Source organism: Cellulomonas palmilytica (assembly GCF_021590045.1).
Lineage (GTDB): Bacteria > Actinomycetota > Actinomycetes > Actinomycetales > Cellulomonadaceae > Cellulomonas > Cellulomonas palmilytica.
On the sequence record NZ_CP062221.1, the window covers coordinates 2,694,643 to 2,712,361 of the forward strand.

At 73.8% G+C, this 17,719-nt stretch carries 14 protein-coding genes and 4 tRNA genes; 2 read left to right on the forward strand and 16 right to left on the reverse strand.

Going from position 1 to position 17,719, the window contains the following annotated elements; translation table 11 throughout:
* Positions 1 to 86 precede the first annotated feature (86 nt).
* From F1D97_RS12230 to F1D97_RS12275, 10 genes are all read right to left on the reverse strand, one after another.
* Positions 87 to 1,271 (reverse strand): pyridoxal phosphate-dependent aminotransferase, encoded by a 1,185-nt coding sequence (locus tag F1D97_RS12230; RefSeq protein WP_236120771.1) that lies wholly within the window; start codon positions 1,269 to 1,271, stop codon positions 87 to 89.
* A 70-nt stretch (positions 1,272 to 1,341) separates the two neighbouring features.
* Positions 1,342 to 1,995, reverse strand: a complete 654-nt coding sequence (locus tag F1D97_RS12235; protein WP_236120772.1) for an NUDIX hydrolase — start codon at positions 1,993 to 1,995, stop codon at positions 1,342 to 1,344.
* Complete coding sequence (pdxS, locus tag F1D97_RS12240; protein WP_208405197.1) at positions 1,992 to 2,840, reverse strand: pyridoxal 5'-phosphate synthase lyase subunit PdxS; 849 nt, start codon at positions 2,838 to 2,840, stop codon at positions 1,992 to 1,994. Before pdxS ends, F1D97_RS12235 begins: the two co-directional genes overlap by 4 nt.
* Positions 2,841 to 3,099: 259 nt before the next feature.
* Positions 3,100 to 3,777: a hypothetical protein gene (locus F1D97_RS12245; RefSeq protein ID WP_236120773.1), complete on the reverse strand. Its 678-nt coding sequence runs from the start codon at positions 3,775 to 3,777 to the stop codon at positions 3,100 to 3,102.
* Positions 3,774 to 4,970 (reverse strand): glycosyltransferase family 4 protein, encoded by a 1,197-nt coding sequence (locus F1D97_RS12250; protein ID WP_236123595.1) that lies wholly within the window; start codon positions 4,968 to 4,970, stop codon positions 3,774 to 3,776. Before F1D97_RS12250 ends, F1D97_RS12245 begins: the two co-directional genes overlap by 4 nt.
* A gap of 20 nt (positions 4,971 to 4,990) precedes the next feature.
* Positions 4,991 to 6,037 (reverse strand): phosphatidylinositol mannoside acyltransferase, encoded by a 1,047-nt coding sequence (locus tag F1D97_RS12255; RefSeq protein WP_236120774.1) that lies wholly within the window; start codon positions 6,035 to 6,037, stop codon positions 4,991 to 4,993.
* Positions 6,034 to 6,675 carry a phosphatidylinositol phosphate synthase gene (gene pgsA / locus F1D97_RS12260; protein ID WP_236120775.1) on the reverse strand — a complete coding sequence of 214 codons (642 nt, stop codon included), beginning with the start codon at positions 6,673 to 6,675 and terminating at the stop codon, positions 6,034 to 6,036. The genes F1D97_RS12255 and pgsA overlap by 4 nt, the downstream gene beginning before the upstream one ends.
* A 7-nt stretch (positions 6,676 to 6,682) precedes the next feature.
* Positions 6,683 to 7,282, reverse strand: a complete 600-nt coding sequence (locus F1D97_RS12265; RefSeq protein WP_236120776.1) for an HIT family protein — start codon at positions 7,280 to 7,282, stop codon at positions 6,683 to 6,685.
* Positions 7,282 to 9,297: a threonine--tRNA ligase gene (gene thrS, locus F1D97_RS12270; RefSeq protein ID WP_236120777.1), complete on the reverse strand. Its 2,016-nt coding sequence runs from the start codon at positions 9,295 to 9,297 to the stop codon at positions 7,282 to 7,284. Before thrS ends, F1D97_RS12265 begins: the two co-directional genes overlap by 1 nt.
* Before the next feature lie 228 nt (positions 9,298 to 9,525).
* Positions 9,526 to 9,600, reverse strand: a tRNA-Val gene (locus F1D97_RS12275).
* A 500-nt stretch (positions 9,601 to 10,100) separates the two neighbouring features.
* Between F1D97_RS12275 and F1D97_RS12280 the strand changes: the two genes are divergently transcribed.
* The gene (locus tag F1D97_RS12280) at positions 10,101 to 10,529 is read left to right on the forward strand and encodes an SsgA family sporulation/cell division regulator (protein ID WP_236120778.1); all 429 of its coding nucleotides are present in this window, start codon (positions 10,101 to 10,103) and stop codon (positions 10,527 to 10,529) included.
* A gap of 129 nt (positions 10,530 to 10,658) precedes the next feature.
* Here the strand turns inward: F1D97_RS12280 and F1D97_RS12285 are convergent, their stop codons facing one another.
* The 3 genes from F1D97_RS12285 to F1D97_RS12295 are packed head-to-tail and all read right to left on the reverse strand — an operon-like array spanning position 10,659 to position 13,734.
* Entirely contained in the window at positions 10,659 to 11,519 is an 861-nt protein-coding gene (locus F1D97_RS12285) for an aminotransferase class IV (RefSeq protein WP_236120779.1), read from the reverse strand.
* A gap of 31 nt (positions 11,520 to 11,550) precedes the next feature.
* On the reverse strand, positions 11,551 to 12,624 hold the full coding sequence (locus F1D97_RS12290; RefSeq protein ID WP_236120780.1) for a chorismate-binding protein: 1,074 nt from the start codon (positions 12,622 to 12,624) through the stop codon (positions 11,551 to 11,553).
* Between the two features lie 42 nt (positions 12,625 to 12,666).
* Positions 12,667 to 13,734 carry a lysylphosphatidylglycerol synthase domain-containing protein gene (locus F1D97_RS12295; protein ID WP_236120781.1) on the reverse strand — a complete coding sequence of 356 codons (1,068 nt, stop codon included), beginning with the start codon at positions 13,732 to 13,734 and terminating at the stop codon, positions 12,667 to 12,669.
* A 249-nt stretch (positions 13,735 to 13,983) separates the two neighbouring features.
* On the opposite strand from F1D97_RS12295, the gene F1D97_RS12300 reads away from it, so the two are divergent.
* Positions 13,984 to 17,199 carry a beta-phosphoglucomutase family hydrolase gene (locus tag F1D97_RS12300; RefSeq protein WP_236120782.1) on the forward strand — a complete coding sequence of 1,072 codons (3,216 nt, stop codon included), beginning with the start codon at positions 13,984 to 13,986 and terminating at the stop codon, positions 17,197 to 17,199.
* Between the two features lie 98 nt (positions 17,200 to 17,297).
* On the opposite strand, the gene F1D97_RS12305 is transcribed toward F1D97_RS12300, so the two are convergent.
* The 3 genes from F1D97_RS12305 to F1D97_RS12315 form a co-directional block, all read right to left on the reverse strand.
* Positions 17,298 to 17,372 (reverse strand) — tRNA-Val (locus F1D97_RS12305).
* 17 nt (positions 17,373 to 17,389) lie between these two features.
* A tRNA-Cys gene (locus tag F1D97_RS12310) sits at positions 17,390 to 17,460 on the reverse strand.
* Positions 17,461 to 17,505: 45 nt separating this feature from the next.
* Positions 17,506 to 17,577: transfer RNA gene (locus F1D97_RS12315), tRNA-Gly, on the reverse strand.
* Between the last annotated feature and the right edge of the window lie 142 nt (positions 17,578 to 17,719).

Sequence of the window (17,719 nt, forward strand, 5' to 3'; positions counted from 1 at the left end):
CCCGCGGCGGTGCTCCACGCGCGCGTTCACGTCCGGCGCCCCGTCCCGACGACGCCGCCCGGCTCGGGCCACGACGGCCGCGGCGGTCACCGGGCGGCGGCCGCGCGCAGCGAGCTCCCGGCGGCCGGTCGGACCTCGTCCGCCAGGCGCGCGAGCCCTTCGAGCAGCCGGTCGCGCGGCGCGGCGAGGCTGACGCGGACCATGCGGTGCGCGCCCTCCCCGAACGTCGACCCGGGCGCGACCGCCACGTGCCGCCGTTCGAGCAGTCGCGTCGCGAACGCGTCGGTGTCGGACGTGCCCACGTCGACCATGAGGTAGAACGCGCCGTCCGGCTCGCAGTACCGCAGCCCGCGCGCGGCGAGCAGCCCGACCGCGGCGTCGCGCCGGTCCCAGTACGACTCGACCGCGTCGTGCACCCACTCCTGCGAGCCCGTCAGGGCGGCGAGCGCGGCGACCTGCCCGCTGGTCGACGGGCACGCGAGCGTCGCCTCGGCGACGTGCCCGACGAGCTCGACGAGCTCCGGGTCGGGCAGGTGCGCGAGGCCGACGCGCCACCCCGTCATCGCGTACGTCTTGGACATGGAGTGGAAGACGAGGACGCGCGCGTCGGTGTCGAACGCCGCGGGGCTCACGTGCGGGGTGTCGAACGTGATGGCCTCGTAGCACTCGTCGGACAGCACCCACAGGTCGTGGCGCCGCGCGAGCTCGACGAGCGCCTCGAGCGTCGCGGCGGGGTACACCGCGCCCGTGGGGTTGTTGGGCGAGCACACGACGATTGCGCGCGTGCGCGGCGTGATCACCGCCTCGACGTCCTCGACGCGCGGGACGAAGCCCTCGCGTGCGTGCGTCGCGTACGTCGTGGGCACCAGTCCGCACGCACGCGCGGCCATCGCCCAGTTCGGGAAGGTGGGGTCGGGCAGCAGGACCTCGTCGCCGGGGCCGAGGAGCGCGGTCATGACGGTCGTGAGCCCGCTCATCGCGCCGTGCGTGACGACGACCGACGAGGCGTCGGCCCGGGCACCGGACCGGCGCGCGATGCGCTCCGCCGCGGCCTCCCGCAGCGTCTCGAGGCCCAGGCTCGAGGTGTAGCCGAGCGCACCGTCGCGGGCCGCCCGCGCGACGGCCTCCACGACGTGCGCGGGCGGCCGCGCGTCCGGCTCGCCGATCTCGAGGTGGATCGCCTCCGGGTCGCGCAGCGCGAGCTCCATGAGGGTCCGGATGCCGCTGCGCGGGATGGCGCGCGCGGGAGACGTCGAGGACAGGAAGGGCATGCACCGACCGTAGGCCGCCCAGGTCACGCGCAGGTTACCGACCAGTATGGTCGCCACCCGGACGGGCGACTCACTCGCGCGCGAGGCCCAGGTGCCGCGTCTCGCCGTCCCACGACGGGAGCAGGCTCGCGACGAGCCCGGCCAGCCCCTCCGGGAACACCTCGATCTCGACGGCCGCGAGGTCGGGCAACGACCACCACCGCAGCTCGTCGATCACGTCCTGCTCGAGCGCCGTCCAGCCCGAACGGTCCTCCGCGACGAACGACGTCGACGCCACACGCGCCAGGAAGATCTCCTCGTCCTGCCGGCAGTGCTCGAAGAAGAAGTCGAAGATCGCCGAACGTGTGAACACCGGTCCGACGAGCGCGTCGTCGGCCAGCACGATGCCCGTCTCCTCGCGCACCTCACGCACCGCGGCCTCGCGCGCGGACTCCCCCGCGTCGATCCCGCCGCCGATCGTGAACCACCACGAGCGCTCGGGCTGGTCCGCGTCGTGGCCCCGGATCAGCAGCACGCGGTCGTCCTCGTCGAGCAGGATCACGCGCGCCGCCGTGCGGAACAGCAGGCCGTCGGCCCCGCGCGTCCACTCGGGTCCCAGCGCGTGGTCCGGGCGCCCGTCGTCGCTGGTCGCGTCCGCGGCCACCGCGAGGTCCGGACCCGCAGGCGCGACGAAGGCCGCGGGCTCGTCGTCGCCCGCGGCCTTCGTCGGCACCGGTGAGGTCACCAGCCCCGCTCGGCCAGCCGGTGCGGCACCGGCACGTCGTCGACGTTGATGCCGACCATCGCCTCGCCCAGGCCGCGCGAGACCTTCGCGATCACGTCGGGGTCGTCGTAGAACGTCGTGGCCTTGACGATGGCAGCCGCGCGCTCGGCCGGGTTGCCGGACTTGAAGATGCCCGAGCCGACGAACACGCCCTCGGCGCCGAGCTGCATCATCATCGCGGCGTCGGCCGGCGTCGCGATGCCGCCCGCGGTGAACAGCACGACCGGGAGCTTGCCCGCGGTCGCGACCTCCTTGACGAGCTCGTACGGCGCCTGCAGCTCCTTGGCCGCGAGGTACAGCTCGTCCTCGGGCAGGGAGGTCAGGCGGCGGATCTCGTCGCGCAGCGTGCGCATGTGGGTCGTCGCGTTCGACACGTCACCCGTGCCGGCCTCACCCTTCGAGCGGATCATCGCCGCGCCCTCGGTGATGCGGCGCAGCGCCTCGCCCAGGTTCGTCGCACCGCACACGAACGGCACGGTGAACGCCCACTTGTCGATGTGGTGCGCGTAGTCCGCGGGCGTCAGCACCTCGGACTCGTCGACGTAGTCCACGCCGAGGCTCTGCAGCACCTGCGCCTCGACGAAGTGGCCGATGCGCGCCTTCGCCATGACCGGGATGGAGACGGCCTCGATGATGCCGTCGATCAGGTCGGGGTCGCTCATGCGCGCCACGCCGCCCTGCGCGCGGATGTCCGCCGGGACGCGCTCGAGGGCCATGACGGCCACGGCGCCCGCGTCCTCGGCGATCTTCGCCTGCTCCGCGGTGACGACGTCCATGATGACGCCGCCCTTGAGCATCTCGGCCATCCCGCGCTTGACGCGCGCGGTGCCGACGACGCCGGCCGCGTCGCTCGTGGGGGTGGGCTGGCTGATGTCGCTGGTCACGTCGAGCCTCGCAGGTGAAAGTGCGGTCACGGGGTGTGCGGTCGGGGGCGCCGTCGCGCGTGGGCGGGTCGTCCACACGAGGACGGGCACCGCGACGGACCGAACCCGGCCATCTTAGTGCGTGGCCCCGCGGCGGCCGCCCGCGTGTCTCACGTGCGCCGCGCCGGCCCGCCGCGGCGGCTCAGCCCACGCCGGGCCGCGCGAGCGCTCCCGGCCACGCGTCGTCGAGCTCGAGCGTGCGCGGCTCGGGCGCGTGGCCCGCGAGCCGCAGGACCCGCACGAGCCGGCCACGGCGCACGCGCTGCGTCTGCAGCACCGCCTCGTTGTGGAACCGGCGCGCGATCTCCGCGCGGTACCAGGCCGAGCTCAGGGCGTCGAGCAGCTCGTCGCCGCCCGGCAGCGAGCGCATCGCGGCGATCTCGTCGCGGTCGTCGAGGACCGCGCGCAGCGTCGCGCTGAGCTCGCTCTCGACCTGCCCGCGCTCCTCGCGCAGCTCGTCCAGCGTCGGCGGCCCGTCGCCCGTCGGTGAGGACAGGGCCCGCTCGCCGCTCGAGCGCGGGTCCGACAGCAGGAGCGAGAGCAGCTCGGGCGGCACGTCCGGGCGCGCGACCGCGCTGTCCGCCGCGAGCGCCGACCACGCCGCCTCGCCCACGAGCACCGACGACACCGGGTCGAGCAGGCCGGACGTCGCGAGCTCGGCGGCCACCGTCGCGCGCCGCACGAGCTGCGCCTGCACGACGCTGCGCGACGCGCCGACCTTGCGGTGCAACCGGTCGAGCCGCGACGCCGCGACCCACACCCACCACACCAGGACGGCGAGCACCACGACGACGACGCCCGCGACCTCGGTCCACCTCATCGGGCCTCACCCCTGCCGCGGCGCAGCTCCATGAGCCGTGCGCCGCGCAGCGAGGACGGGTCCTCGCCCACGGGAGCGTGCCGGCCCGCCACGGCCATCTCGTACACCGCGAGCACCTGGTCGGTGACGGCGGACCAGTCGTACCGGCGCACGACGGCGCTCGCGTGCTTCTCGACGCGTGCGCGCAGCTCCGCGTCGCCGAGCACGCGCAGGAGCGTGCGGGCCAGGTCGTCGCTGTCCCCCGTACGGAACAGCACGCCGGCGGCGCCGTCGTCGAGCACGCGCGAGAACGCCCCGAGGTCGCTCGCGACGACCGTGGCACCCGCGCTCATCGCCTCGACGAGCACGATGCCGAAGCTCTCCCCACCCGTCTGAGGCGCGACGTAGACGTCGACCGACGCGAGCAGGCGGGCCTTGTCCTCGTCGGACACGCCACCGAGGAACTCGACCGAACCGGCCTGCTCCCCCAGCACCTCGCGCGCCTGCTCCTCCCCCGTCTCGCCGCGCCCGGCGACCAGGAACCGCGCCCCGGGCACGTGCGCGAGCACCTCGCGCACCGCGCCGAGCAGCACGCCGAGGCCCTTGCGGGGCTCGTCGAGCCGGCCGAGGAACGCGATCGTCGGCGCGTCGGGCGTCCCGGTCCAGCGCGCGTCCGGCTGCGCGGCCTCGAACGTGTCGACGTACACGCCGTTCGGGATCACCACGGCGTCCCCACCGAGGTGGTCGACGAGCGTGCGCCGCGCGTCCTCGGAGACCGCGATACGTGCCGAGATCTTCTCCAGGGACTGGCGCACGAGCGGGAACGCGACCTGCAGCGAGCGCGAGCGCACCGTCGAGGTGTGGAACGTCGCGACGACCGGGCCGTCCGCGATCCACAGCGCGAGCATCGACAGGCTCGGCGTGACCGGCTCGTGCAGGTGCAGCACGTCGAACCGGCCCTGCTCGAGCCACTTGCGCGTGCGCGCCGCGGTCACCGGCCCGAACGTCAGGCGAGCGACCGAGCCGTTGTAGCGGACCGGCACCGCCCTGCCTGCCGCCGTGAGGTAGTCCGGGACGGGCGTGTCGTCGTCCGCGGGCGCGAGCACCTCGACCTCGTGGCCGCGCGCGAGCAGCGCCTCGGCCAGGTCCCGCACGTGGAACTGCACGCCGCCGGGGACGTCGTAGGAGTACGGGCAGACGATGCCCACCCGCAGCGGGCGCGTCGCCGGGGTCGTCACGGCGCCTCCCGCTGCTCGACGGGCTCCCGGTCGCCGGCACCCGCGGCGCCGTCGTCGTGCGCACGGGCGGTTCCGGCCGGCTCGTCGAGCTCGCCGGCACGCCGGCGCGTGGCCGCGTAGCGCTCGGGGTCCAGGTCCTCGACGAACACGCGCTGGAGCATGTGCCAGTCCTGGGGACGTCGGTGCAGGCACTCGGCGAGCCGGTCGACCCACGCCTGCGTGAGCACGCGCACCTGGTCGGCACGCGGCACGTCGGCGCCGACGGGCTCGACGGGCAGGAAGTCGATGCGCAGGCCCCACGGCGTCCCGGCACGCCGTCGCCGCTCGCCGTGCAGGCGCTCGTACGTGATCGCGGTCGCGAACAGCGGCGCACCCGACGCCAGCGCGAGCGCCGCGGGGCCGGCCGCCACGCGGGCGCGGTGGCCGAACAGGTCGACCTCGACGCCGCTGTGCGTCAGGTCGCGGTCCGCGAGCAGCGGGATGATCCCGGCCTGCGGCGCGCGTGCGACGCGCAGCAGCTCGCGGAACACGTCCCCGTCCCCGAGGGCGAGGATCGTCAGCCCGATGCCCTCACGGAACCGCAGGAACTCCTCGAAGACCTGCGGCGGCTCGAGCCGCTCGGCGACGGTCGTCACGTGCGCGATGTTGCGCGTCGCCCACGCGCCCGCGAGGTCCCAGTTGCCGAGGTGCCCGAGCGCGAGCACCGCGGCGCGGCCCTGCCCGACGTGCGCCACGAGCGCGTCGAGCCCGACCGCGCGCACGCGCGCGTCGATCTGCTCGCGGCTCGACCCGGACAGCGAGAACGCCTCGGCGAAGTAGCGCAGGTAGGAGCGCATCGCGGCACGCGACAGACGGCGCAGCTGCGCGTCGTCGAGCTCCGGCCGCACGCGCGCGAGGTTCCGCTCCAGCCGGCGCACCCCCTCGCCGTGCCGCCACCACGTGACGTCGGCAGCGAGGTTCGCCGCACCGCGCAGCACCGCGCCGGGCACGCGGTGCGCGTGCCGCCACGCGAACGCGTACAGCGCGCCGACGTCGAGGCTCACGCGCCCGCCCCCGCGGCGTCGGGTCCGCTGGCCTCCAGGGCGCGCGCCTGGCGGCGCACCTTCGTCATGCGCTGCACGACGGTCACGGCGGACGCGACCGTGAGCAGGCCGAGCACGACGGTCAGCACGACGACCGGCAGGCCGAACCCGACCAGGCCGGTCGCGACGAGCACGAGGAGCAGGCGGTCGGCCCGCTCGGCGATCCCGCCCGAGCCGTTCATGCCCAGCCCCTCGGCGCGCGCGCGGGCGTAGGGCACGACCGACCCGAGCACGAGCGCGGCGAGCGCGAGCGTCGCGGTGAGCTCGTCGTCACCGACCCCGAACCCCCACAGCACGATCCCGCCGAAGATCGCCGCGTCACCGAAGCGGTCGAGGGTGGAGTCGAGGAACGCACCCCACGGGCCCGACCGACCGGCCTGCCGTGCCATCACGCCGTCGAGCGAGTCCGTCAGCGCGAACACCGCGATGACGAGCGTGCCCGCCAGGAAGTGCCCGGTCGGGAACGCCCACAGAGCGGTCACGACGACGACGAGCGTGCCCGTGATCGTCACGGCGTCGGGTGACACCCCCGCGCGCAGCAGCGCCCGCGCGACGGGTGTGAACAGGCGGGTCATGGCCCCGCGGAGTCGGTTCAGCACGTGCCGATCATCTCCCGGTCGTGGACGTCCGCGGCCACGCGGCCGCGAGACGCGCCCGCGTGTCGGCGAGCAGCTCGGGCAGGGCCCGGCTGCGACCGACCACGGGCAGGAAGTTCGAGTCCCCGTCCCACCGCGGCACGACGTGCTGGTGCAGGTGCGCGGCGATGCCGGCTCCCGCGACGTCGCCCTGGTTCATCCCCAGGTTGAAGCCGCTCGGCGACATCACGGTCCGCAGCACGCGCATCGCGGTCCGTGTCAGCGACCCGACCTCCGCGACCTCCGCGTCCGTGAGGTCCGTGTAGTCGGGCACGTGGCGGTACGGGCACACGAGCACGTGGCCCGGGTTGTACGGGTAGAGGTTCATGACGACGTACGCGAGCTCCCCGCGAGCGACGACGAGCCCGGCCTCGTCGTCCTGCGTGGGAATGCGGCAGAACGGGCAGCCCGGACCTGCGGCGTCGTCGATCGGCTTGTTCTCCCCGCCGATGTACGCCATGCGGTGCGGGGTCCACAGCCGCTGGAACCCGTCGGGCACGCCGGCCAGCTCGTGCGGGTCGACCTGCTCCACGCCTCGCTCCTCGCGCTCGTCGTGACGGTGGTCGACCATCAGACCTGGGCGTGCTCGCGCACCGCCGCGACGATCCGCTGCACGGCCTGCGCGACCGGCACGCCGTTCTCCTGCCGACCGTCACGGAACCGGAAGGACACGGCACCCGCCTCGACGTCCTCGCCGCCCGCGATGAGCACGAACGGGATCTTCTGCGTGCTCGCGTTGCGGATCTTCTTGCCGAAGCGGTCGTCGGACCGGTCGAGCTCGGCGCGGATGCCCTCGGCGCGCAGCTGCGCGACGACGTCCTCCAGGTAGCCCTCGAACGGCTCCGCGACCGGGACCGCGAGCACCTGCACGGGCGCGAGCCACGCGGGGAACGCGCCGGCGTAGTGCTCGGTGAGGACCGCGAAGAACCGCTCGATCGAGCCGAACAGCGCGCGGTGGATCATCACCGGGCGCTGGCGCGTGCCGTCGGGCGCGGTGTACTCGAGCTCGAACCGCTCGGGCAGGTTGAAGTCGAGCTGGATGGTCGACATCTGCCAGGTGCGGCCGATCGCGTCCTTGGCCTGCACGGAGATCTTCGGGCCGTAGAACGCGGCGCCACCCGGGTCCGGGACGAGCTCGAGGCCCGAGGACTCGGCGACCTCGCGCAGCGTCTCGGTGGCCTCCTCCCACACCTCGTCGGACCCGACCGACTTCTCGGGGTTGCGGGTCGACAGCTCGAGGTAGAAGTCGTCGAGCCCGTAGTCCTTGAGCAGGTCGAGGACGAACGTCAGCAGGCTCGTCAGCTCGTCGCGCATCTGCTCGCGGGTGCAGTAGATGTGCGCGTCGTCCTGCGTGAAGCCGCGGGCGCGGGTCATCCCGTGCACGACACCCGACTTCTCGTACCGGTACACGGTCCCGAACTCGAACAGGCGCAGCGGCAGCTCGCGGTACGAACGGCCGCGCGCCGCGAAGATCAGGTTGTGCATCGGGCAGTTCATGGGCTTGAGGTAGTAGTTCTGCCCCTGCCGCTTGACGTTGCCCGCGGCGTCGCGCTCCTCGTCGAGCTGCATGGGCGGGTACATGCCGTCGGCGTACCAGTCCAGGTGCCCGGAGATCTGGAAGAGCTGCTCCTTGGTGATGTGCGGGGAGTTCACGAACGAGTACCCGGCCTGCACGTGCCGGCGCCGGGAGTACTCCTCCATCTCCATGCGGATGATCCCGCCCTTGGGGTGGAACACCGCCAGGCCCGAGCCGATCTCCTCGGGGAACGAGAACAGGTCGAGCTCGTTGCCGAGCTTGCGGTGGTCGCGGCGCTCGGCCTCGGCGATGCGCTCGAGGTACGCCTTGAGCTCGTCCTTGCTGGGCCACGCGGTGCCGTACACGCGCTGCAGCTGCGGGTTCTTCTCACTGCCGCGCCAGTAGGCGGCGGCCGAGCGGGTCAGCTGGAACCCGTTGCCGATGAGCCGGGTGGACGGCAGGTGCGGGCCGCGGCACAGGTCCTGCCAGACGACCGTCTCGGACTCCCGGCCGGCGCCGCGCACGTTCTGGTAGATCGACAGCCCGCCGAGCCCGACCTCGACCGACGCGCCGTCGGTGTCGCCCGCCTCGCCCTTGAGCCCGATGAGCTCGAGCTTGTACGGCTCGGCCGCGAGCTCCTCACGGGCCTGCGCCTCGGTCACGTCCCAGCGCCGGAAGGTCTGGCCCTCCTTGACGATGCGGCCCATGACCTTCTCGATCGCCTTGAGGTCCTCGGGCGTGAACGGGGTGTCGACGTCGAAGTCGTAGTAGAAGCCGTCGGTGATCGGCGGACCGATGCCGAGCTTCGCGGTCGGGTTGACCTCCTGCACCGCCTGCGCGAGCACGTGGGCCGCACTGTGCCGCAGCACCGCGAGCCCGTCGGGCTCGTGCACCGAGACGGGCTCGACGACGGCCGCGTCCGCGGGGATCGGCAGGTGCAGGTCGCGCAGCTCGCCGTCGACGCGGACGACGACGACGTCCTTGCGGTCGCCGAACAGCTCCGTGCCCGTCGTGCCCGCCTGCACCGTGGTCGCGGTTCCGTCGACGGTGAGGGCGATCTGCTCGGGCACGTGAGGGCCTTCCTCTGCACAGCTCGCGCGGCGTTCGCGCGGCAGGACGTCACCACCGGACGGTGGGACCCGACGATGCTACCTGCGCGGGTCGGCCCGGCGCTGACCTGCGCTGCGACTACCGACGGGGGCCGGACCAGAGCGAACCGCGTCGGCCACGGTAGGGACGCGGACAAGCCACGAGGCCCTTCCGATGCTTCGGAAAGGGCCTCTGACCTGCGGTCTTGCTGGTGGGCGATACTGGGTTCGAACCAGTGACCTCCTCGGTGTGAACGAGGCGCTCTACCACTGAGCCAATCGCCCGTCCGCCGACGACGAGTCGTCCGCGTACGCGGCCGGCAGGGCCGACCAGCACCACCCGTGAGCGGCGCAGACGGAATGCTACCCGGGATGCGCGCAGATTCCGAACCGGTGCCCCGGGGGACGCCCCTCCACGGTCGGGTGACGGCGACGACCGGCGGGAACCGGCTCGGGACCCGACCGGCGGCGAGCCGCGCCTGACCGCGCCACCGACCGGCGGACGAGGCGGGGACACAACGGGTCAGGGCGTCAGGAACTGGTGCAAAGAAGTGTGCACCCGGGCCTCAAGTTCACGCCCGAAGTGACCGATTGCGCAAGGAACAGCCGCAGAGCCGCGTGAGGAGGCGGCCCGCACACGAGGTCGCACCGGCACCCGTGAGCCTGACGGGGCACGCTCAGAACGCGTCCCACCGGGTGAACCTGGGTGCAGTTCAGGTCCAATCGGGCAATCGCACTGCCATGATGGGACCAACAGCCCACGAATGACGAGAAGAGGGGACCCGATGACGCATTCGTCGTATGACGTCGTCGAGGTCGTCGCCATGCAGCTGATCGGGAGCGACGCGAGCGTCATCCCCGTGAGCGCTGAGCTGTCCTTCCGGACGTCGGACCCGTACACGGTGCGCGCGGTCTTCACCGGCCCGCACACCATGTCGACCTGGCTCATCGGCCGCGAGCTGCTCTCCATGGGCATGCACGCGGCATCCGACGCGCCTGCCGGAAGTGGCGACGTCCAGGTGTGGCGGGACGAGGATCCCGACTACGCACTCGTGTCGCTGAGCGGAGTGGAGGGCAGCGCGCTGCTCGCCGCCCCCAGCGAGCCCATCGTCCGGTTCCTCGCCCGCACCGAGGAGCTCGTGCCGCTGGGAGCGGAGAGCGACCGCATGGAGGCGGAGATCTCGGCGTTCATCGCCGCGCTCCTCACCGCCTGACCACCCGAGCATCCGACCGGTCCCGTCGTCGCCGACGGGGCAGGTCCTCGTGCTTCCAGGGGCTCTCGCCGGGCACTCCCCCGACCGCCTCGCCACGCGCGCCTGCGACGCGCCGGCGGCCCCGGCCGCTCACGGGTCGAGGTCGTCGAGCGCGCGCGCCTGGAACAGCTCGGCGGCCGCCCGCGACAGCGGCCCGGGCACGACGTCCTGCTCGTCGAGCGCGCTCACGGGCGACACGTTGCGGATCGAGCCGGTGAGCGCGAGCTGCGCACGGCCCGCCAGCACGTCGTCGAGCACGTCGTACGGCAGCTCGTCCGCGGCGGCCTCGCGCACCGGCAGCCCGGCGTCGGCGCCCCACTCGAGCAGCAGCTCGCGCGTGATCCCCGCGAGGCACCCGCTGGACAGCGGGGGCGTCACGAGCTCGCCGTCCCGCTCCACGACGACGTTCGACCCCGTCCCCTCGCACAGCATGCCGACCGTGTTGGCGAGCAGGGCCTCGTCGGCGCCGCGGCGGTGCGCCTCGGCCAGCGCGACGACGTTCTCCGCGTAGGACGTCGTCTTGAGCCCGGCGGTCGCCGACCGCTCGTTGCGCACCCACGGCACGCGTACCGCGCGGCTCGTCGCGGCGCGCGTGGCCGGCCCGGCGAGCGCGACGAGCGTCGGGCGCTGCGCGTCGGGCGCGTCACGGTGCGACCCGAGCGGCCCGGGTCCGCCGGTGAACGTCAGGCGCAGCCGTCCCGCGTCGGGCGCGGCGCCGAGGACCGCGGCGACCGCCTCCCGCACGACGTCCTCGTCGGGCGCGGGCAGGCCGAGACCCGCCGCCGACCGCTCGAGCCGGCGCAGGTGCCGCGTGAGCGCGAAGGCGCGCCCGCCGTACACCGCGCACGTCTCGAAGACGCCGTCACCGACGGTCACGCCGTGGTCGACACCGGTCAGGATCCGGTCCGTGGGTGCGTGCAGCCGGCCGTCCGTCCAGATCACGACGCTCATGGGCGTCAGTCTGGCATCCCGGCGCCACCGGTCACGTCCGCGACGCGAGCGCGACGAGCCGCGCGGCCTTGAGCTCCGTCTCGGCCCACTCGGCACTCGCGTCGCTCCCCCACGTGATGCCGGCCCCGGTGCCGAACCGCAGCCGGCCCCGGCCGTCGTCGTCGGGCTCCCACCAGAACGTCCGGATGCCCACCGCGAGCTCGGCTCGCACTTCCCCGTCGGGCGCGACGTGCGACCACCCGACGAGCCCGCAGTACGGCCCGCGGGGGACGGGCTCGAGCGCGTCGATGATGCCCAGCGCCGAGGACTTCGGCGCGCCGGACACCGAGCCGGGCGGGAACGTCGCCTCCAGGAGCGCCGGCCACAGAGCGCGGACCGCCCGGTGCCGACGGGTCAGCACGCCCTGCACGGTCGACACGAGGTGCACGAGACCCGGGTGCTCCTCGACGCCCAGGAGCGTCGTGACCTCCACCGTGCCCGGCTCGCACACGCGCTGCAGGTCGTTGCGCACGAGGTCGGTGATCATCACGTTCTCGGCGACGTCCTTGGGGGTCAACCCGTCGCGCGTCGTCGCGGTCCCCTTGATCGGCGCCGAGGTCACCACGCCGTCCTGCACCCGCAGGAACAGCTCGGGCGACGCCGTCACGACCCACACGCCGTCCTCGTCGGCACCGCGCGGGACGTGCACGTAGCCCGCGTACGGCGCGGGGTTGCCGGCAGCCAGGACGTCAGCGAGCGCGGCCGCGTCGGGGACGTCGTCGACGGACCCGAGCTCCGCCGTGAGCACGCGGCAGAGGTTCGCCTGGTAGACGTCGCCCTCGCGCACGTGCGCGCGCACGGTCTCGACGGCCGCGACGTACGCGTCGCGGCCCAGGGAGCTCGACCAGCCCGTTGCGTGCGGCCCGAGCCACGTCCGGTCCGCGCGCGAGGGGGCGGGACGCGCGTCCGCGAACCGCCAGGCGCGCACTCGGCCCTCGAACTCCCCGACCAGCACCCACCACCCGGGCTCGGCGAGCCGTTCGGGGTGCTCGCGCACGTCCACGCTCTCGACGAGGTCGCCGAGGCGCAGACCGGCGAACCGGGCACTGGCTGCTGTCTCGGGCACGCGCACACCGTAGCCGCCGCGCTCCCGCGCAGGTCAGGGCGTTCAGCGGGCGCCGACGTCCGTGGTCGCGCCGTCCCGGTCGCGCCACCGCCACGCCGCCACGACCACCAGCCCCATCAGGAGCGGTCCGACGAGCGTCAGGGCCCGCCACGCGAGCGTCGCGGCCACGAGGTCCGGCTCGAAGGCCGCACCCGCGACCGTCGTCCACGCCCCCACGAGCACCGCGTCCATCACCCCGAGACCGAACAGGGGCAGCAGCGTCAGCGGGTAGGCCACCAGGAACACGGCGAGCACGTCGACCAGGGACAGCGCCGAGGCGGGCACCCCGACCGCCCGGAGCGTGACGTGCAGCATGAGGCCGTCGACGACGACCATCCCGAGCAGCGCGAGCAGTGACGGGACGAGCCCCGTACGCAGCCGGTCGGCCGTGCGCTCGCGCAGGTCGGTGAGGTAGACCGCCCACGACTCGGGGTCCACGCCGCGCCGCACCCGGGCGACGACGCGCGCGGCGCTGCGTCCCATCCACGCGGCGAGCGCGGCCGAGCGCAGCAGCAGCGCCAGCGCGACGAAGCACGCGGCCGCGACGAGCGCGCACAGCACGGTGGCGACGACCTGGCGCCGCTCGACGCCGTCCCCCAGCGCCAGGAGCGCGACCCCGACGACGGGGACCCCGAACCGCACCGCGTAGAACGTCGCGGTGTTCAGCCCCACACCCGCGAGACCCTGTGCCGAGTCGACCCGCCACGCCCGGAACATCGCGACGCGCACGGCCATGTCGGCGGGCGGTGGCGTGAAGCTCCCGACGAGGTACGCGGCGAGGTCGTTCTGCAGCGAGCGCGACAGGCTCAGGTTCTCGACGTAGCACGCGAGCGGGACGGCGTTGAGCGCCTGCCGCACGAGCAGCAGGCCGACGAGCGGCCCGACCACGGCCGCCGGCACGTGCGTGAACGCGTCGGCGACCGCGCGCCAGTCGACCGCACCGACGAGCCGCTGCACCGCGAACCACGCGCACGCCGCCACGACGACCCACGCCCCGGCACGCACCGCACGGCCGCGCCACCAGGCCCGCGACCCGTCTGCTGCCGGCACGTCGGGTTCTGGTGCGCTCACGCCGGCCCGCCGCACGCCGTGGCGACCCGCCGGACCGCTGCGACGCACGTGACCATCGTGCCTCCGTGTCGGGACCGGCCGCGGACGACGCGGCTCTCGTGGATGAGCGCACGGTAGCGCGAGCGGGCGGGAGCCGGGCGCCTCCCGGTTGACGACCGGTGCCCGCAGGACGAGCATCGGTGGCGAGCGACGTCCCGGCCCGGCTGAACGGCCAGGCGGGAGGCGGTGGGCGTCGCCCGTGGAGGACCGATGCCCTCGCCCGTCGACCCACGCGACTTCGACGCGGTCCTCTTCGACCTCGACGGCGTCCTGACGACCACCCGCACGGTGCACGCGGCCGCGTGGAAGTCGATGTTCGACGAGTTCCTGGCGGAGTGGGACGCGGCCCACGGCACGCACCTGCCCCGCTTCGACGAGCGGTCCGACTACGCCGCCGCGGTGGACGGCAAGACCCGCGAGACCGGCGTCCGCGACTTCCTCGCGTCCCGCGGCATCGCGCTGCCGCCCGGACAGCCCGACTCGCCACCCGACGAGCGGTCGGAGTGGGGGCTCGGCAACCGCAAGCAGCTGCTGGTCGAGGACGAGATCGCGCGCAACGGCGTCGAGGCGTTCCCCGGTTCGGTCGCGTGGGTGCGCGAGCTGCGCGAGGCGGGCCTGCGCACCGCGGTCGTCTCGAGCAGCCGCAACTGCGCCGCCGTGCTGGAGGCTGCGGGGATCGCCAACCTCTTCGACGCCCGGGTGGACGGCGAGACCGTGCTCGAGCTCGGGCTGCCCGGAAAGCCGGCACCGGACGGCTTCCTCGAGGGCGCGCGTCGCGTGGGCGTCGTGCCGCGGCGCGCGGTCGTCGTCGAGGACGCTGTCGCCGGGGTCGCCGCAGGCAGGGCCGGCGGCTTCGGGCTCGTCATCGGCGTCAACCGTGACGACCACACGGCCGCGCTGCTCGCGAACGGCGCGGACCTCGTCGTCGACGACCTCGGCGAGCTCCTCGCGGCTCCCGACGACGCGGTGCACCGCTCGGGTCCGCGCCGGCACCACCTGATGGCCGCGGCGCGACGGATCGTGGCGTCGTCGTCGGACTACCCCACCGACCCGTGGCGGGTGGTCGAGACCCGGTACAACCCCGAGTACGTCGAGCAGACCGAGACCATCTTCGCGCTCGCGAACGGCTACCTCGGCATCCGTGGCGGCTTCGAGGAGGGCGTGCCGGCGGCCACGCCGGGCACGCTGCTCAACGGCTTCCACGAGACGTGGCCGATCGTCTACCCCGAACCCGCGTTCGGCTTCGCGACGACCGGGCAGACGATCCTGCCCGTCCCGGACGGCACGGTCCTGCGGCTCCTCGTCGACGAGGAGCCGGTGACGTGCGCGACGACGGAGGTCGACGAGTTCGAGCGCACGCTCGACATGCGGCGCGGCGTGCTCACCCGCGCGGTCGTCTACCGCCTGCGGGACGGTCGACGGCTCCGCGTGCGCACCGAGCGGCTCGTCTCGCTCGCGCGTCGCCACCTCGCCTGCGTGCGCTACGAGGTCACCGCCCTCGACGCGCCGGCGCGGCTCCTGGTCGCCTCCGAGCTCGTCACGCCGGTCCTCGCCGTGCACGACGACGACGTCGCGCAGGACCCGCGCCGCACGCGCACGCTGTCGCACGGCGGGCTCCGCGAGGACGTCGAGCAGGTCGACGGCCTGCACGTGGTGCGCACGTACCGCACGCACAGCAGCGGGCTCGCGGTCGCCGCCGCCATGGACCACGAGCTCGACGCTCCCGGCGCCACGCACGTGCGCACGTCGGTCGACCCGGCGCGCGCGACCGTGGTGGTCGAGCTGGACGCGCAGGTGGGAGTCCCGGTCGGGCTCACCAAGTGGCTGGGCTACCACTACGGAGCCGAGGAGTGCACGGTGCTGGCCGACCGGGCCACCCTCACGGTCCACCAGGCGCGCGCCGCGGGCCGTGCGGTGGTCGTCGCGGAGCACGAGCGGGAGGTCGCCGAGTTCTGGGGCCGCAGCGAGGTCGTGTGGGAGGGCGCCGCCGCGGCGCAGCAGGCGCTGCACGTCAGCCAGTTCGCCCTGCTCCAGGCGTCCTGGCGCAGCGAGGGGCACGGCGTGCCGTCCAAGGGCCTCACCGGGACGGGGTACGAGGGGCACTACTTCTGGGACACCGAGGCGTACCTGCTGCCGTTCCTCGTGCACACCTCTCCCGACGTGGCGCGGAGCCTGCTGATGCACCGCGTGCGCATGCTCCCGGACGCGCGTCGCCGTGCCGCAGCGGTCGGGTGCTCGGGAGCGCTGTTCCCGTGGCGCACGATCAACGGCGAGGAGGCCTCCGCGTACTACGCCGCGGGCACGGCGCAGTACCACATCGACGCCGACGTCGCGTACGCGCTCGAGCAGTACGTCGAGGTCACGGGCGACGTCGAGCTGCTGTTCGAGCACGGCGCCGAGCTGCTCGTCGAGACCGCCCGCATGTGGGTCGACCTCGGCTTCTTCTCCGAGCGGCACGACGGCCGGTTCGTGATCCACAAGGTCACCGGACCGGACGAGTACTCCACCGTCGTCGACAACAACCTCTACACGAACCTCATGGCCGCCGAGAACATGCGGGCCGCCGCCGACGCCGTGGCCCGGCTGCGCGCGGAGTCACCCGTGCACCTCCAGCGGCTCGTGGAGCGCGTCGGCCTGCGCGAGGACGAGGAGGCCCGGTGGCGAGCCGCCGCCGAGCGGATCTACGTGCCGTACGACGAGCGGGTGGGCGTGCACCTGCAGGACGAGAACTTCCTCGAGCTGCCGGTGTGGGACTTCGCCGCGACGCCGGAGGACCGCTACCCGCTCCTGCTGCACTTCCACCCGCTCACCATCTACCGGCACCAGGTCATCAAGCAGGCCGACGTGGTGCTCGCGACGGTGCTGCTGCCCGACCGCTTCACGGCCGAGGAGCGCCGGCGCATCTTCGACTACTACGACGCGCTGACGACCGGCGACTCCTCGCTGTCCGAGTGCATCCAGGCGATCGCGGCCGTCGACGTCGGCAAGTACCGGACCGCCGAGGAGTACCTGGTCGACGCGGTCGCGGTGGACGTGGCGGACACCGCCGGCAACCTGGGCGACGGCGTGCACGTCGCGTCGGCGGGCGGGACGTGGATGGCGCTCGTCCAGGGCTTCGCCGGCTACCGGTGGCGAGGCACTCGCTTCAACCCGATGCTCCCCACCCGCGGGCGGGGGCTGCGGTTCCCGCTGCGGATCCGCGGCTCGGTGCTCGAGGTGAGCATCGAACCGCGACGCGTCACCTACACGGTGCTGAGCGGCCCGCCGGTGACCGGGCAGCACCGCGACGAGCCCTTCACAGCCGCGCTGGGTGCACCGGTCTCGTTCACGGGCGTGTTCCAGACGAGCGACGGCGCGCCCGCCGACGACGGCGGCACCTCGGGCCCGGCGCCGGCCCGGCCGCCCGAGCCCACCGTCCGGGCGTGACGGAGCTCACCCGACCCGGCGGCCCTCGTCGCGCGACGTCCGCGGCATGACGCACCCGGGGACGACGAAGGCCCCAGGTCGTCGACCTGGGGCCTTGCTGGTGGGCGATACTGGGATCGAACCAGTGACCTCTTCCGTGTCAGGGAAGCGCGCTACCGCTGCGCCAATCGCCCGGGGGTGTGTTGCTGCGAGGTGGAGATGGGATTCGAACCCACGTATACGGCTTTGCAGGCCGCTGCCTCGCCTCTCGGCCACTCCACCCTGAGACCGCAGTCCTCAGCGGCCTGGGCCGAAAGGATGTCTCCGAGCGGACGACGGGATTCGAACCCGCGACCCTCACCTTGGCAAGGTGATGCTCTACCACTGAGCCACGTCCGCGCTGCACGTCCCTCCGGTTCTCACCGGCGTTCCGTGTGCGTCCCAGACTTTAACCGAGTCTTCGCGTCAGAGTCCAACTGGCACCCGGCACGCAAGCCCGATCCGCAGGATCACGCCGATCTCCCGGCGTGTCGGGGGAGCC

Excerpts from the sequence above, each read along its gene's own strand:
- pdxS (WP_208405197.1), bottom strand. The coding sequence starts at position 2,840 with ATGGCCGAGATGCTCAAGGGCGGCGTCATCATGGACGTCGTCACCGCG.
- F1D97_RS12280 (WP_236120778.1), top strand. The coding sequence starts at position 10,101 with ATGACGCATTCGTCGTATGACGTCGTCGAGGTCGTCGCCATGCAGCTG.
- F1D97_RS12245 (WP_236120773.1), bottom strand. The coding sequence starts at position 3,777 with ATGAGGTGGACCGAGGTCGCGGGCGTCGTCGTCGTGGTGCTCGCCGTC.
- F1D97_RS12230 (WP_236120771.1), bottom strand. The coding sequence starts at position 1,271 with ATGCCCTTCCTGTCCTCGACGTCTCCCGCGCGCGCCATCCCGCGCAGC.
- F1D97_RS12300 (WP_236120782.1), top strand. The coding sequence starts at position 13,984 with ATGCCCTCGCCCGTCGACCCACGCGACTTCGACGCGGTCCTCTTCGAC.
- F1D97_RS12265 (WP_236120776.1), bottom strand. The coding sequence starts at position 7,282 with ATGGTCGACCACCGTCACGACGAGCGCGAGGAGCGAGGCGTGGAGCAG.
- F1D97_RS12285 (WP_236120779.1), bottom strand. The coding sequence starts at position 11,519 with ATGAGCGTCGTGATCTGGACGGACGGCCGGCTGCACGCACCCACGGAC.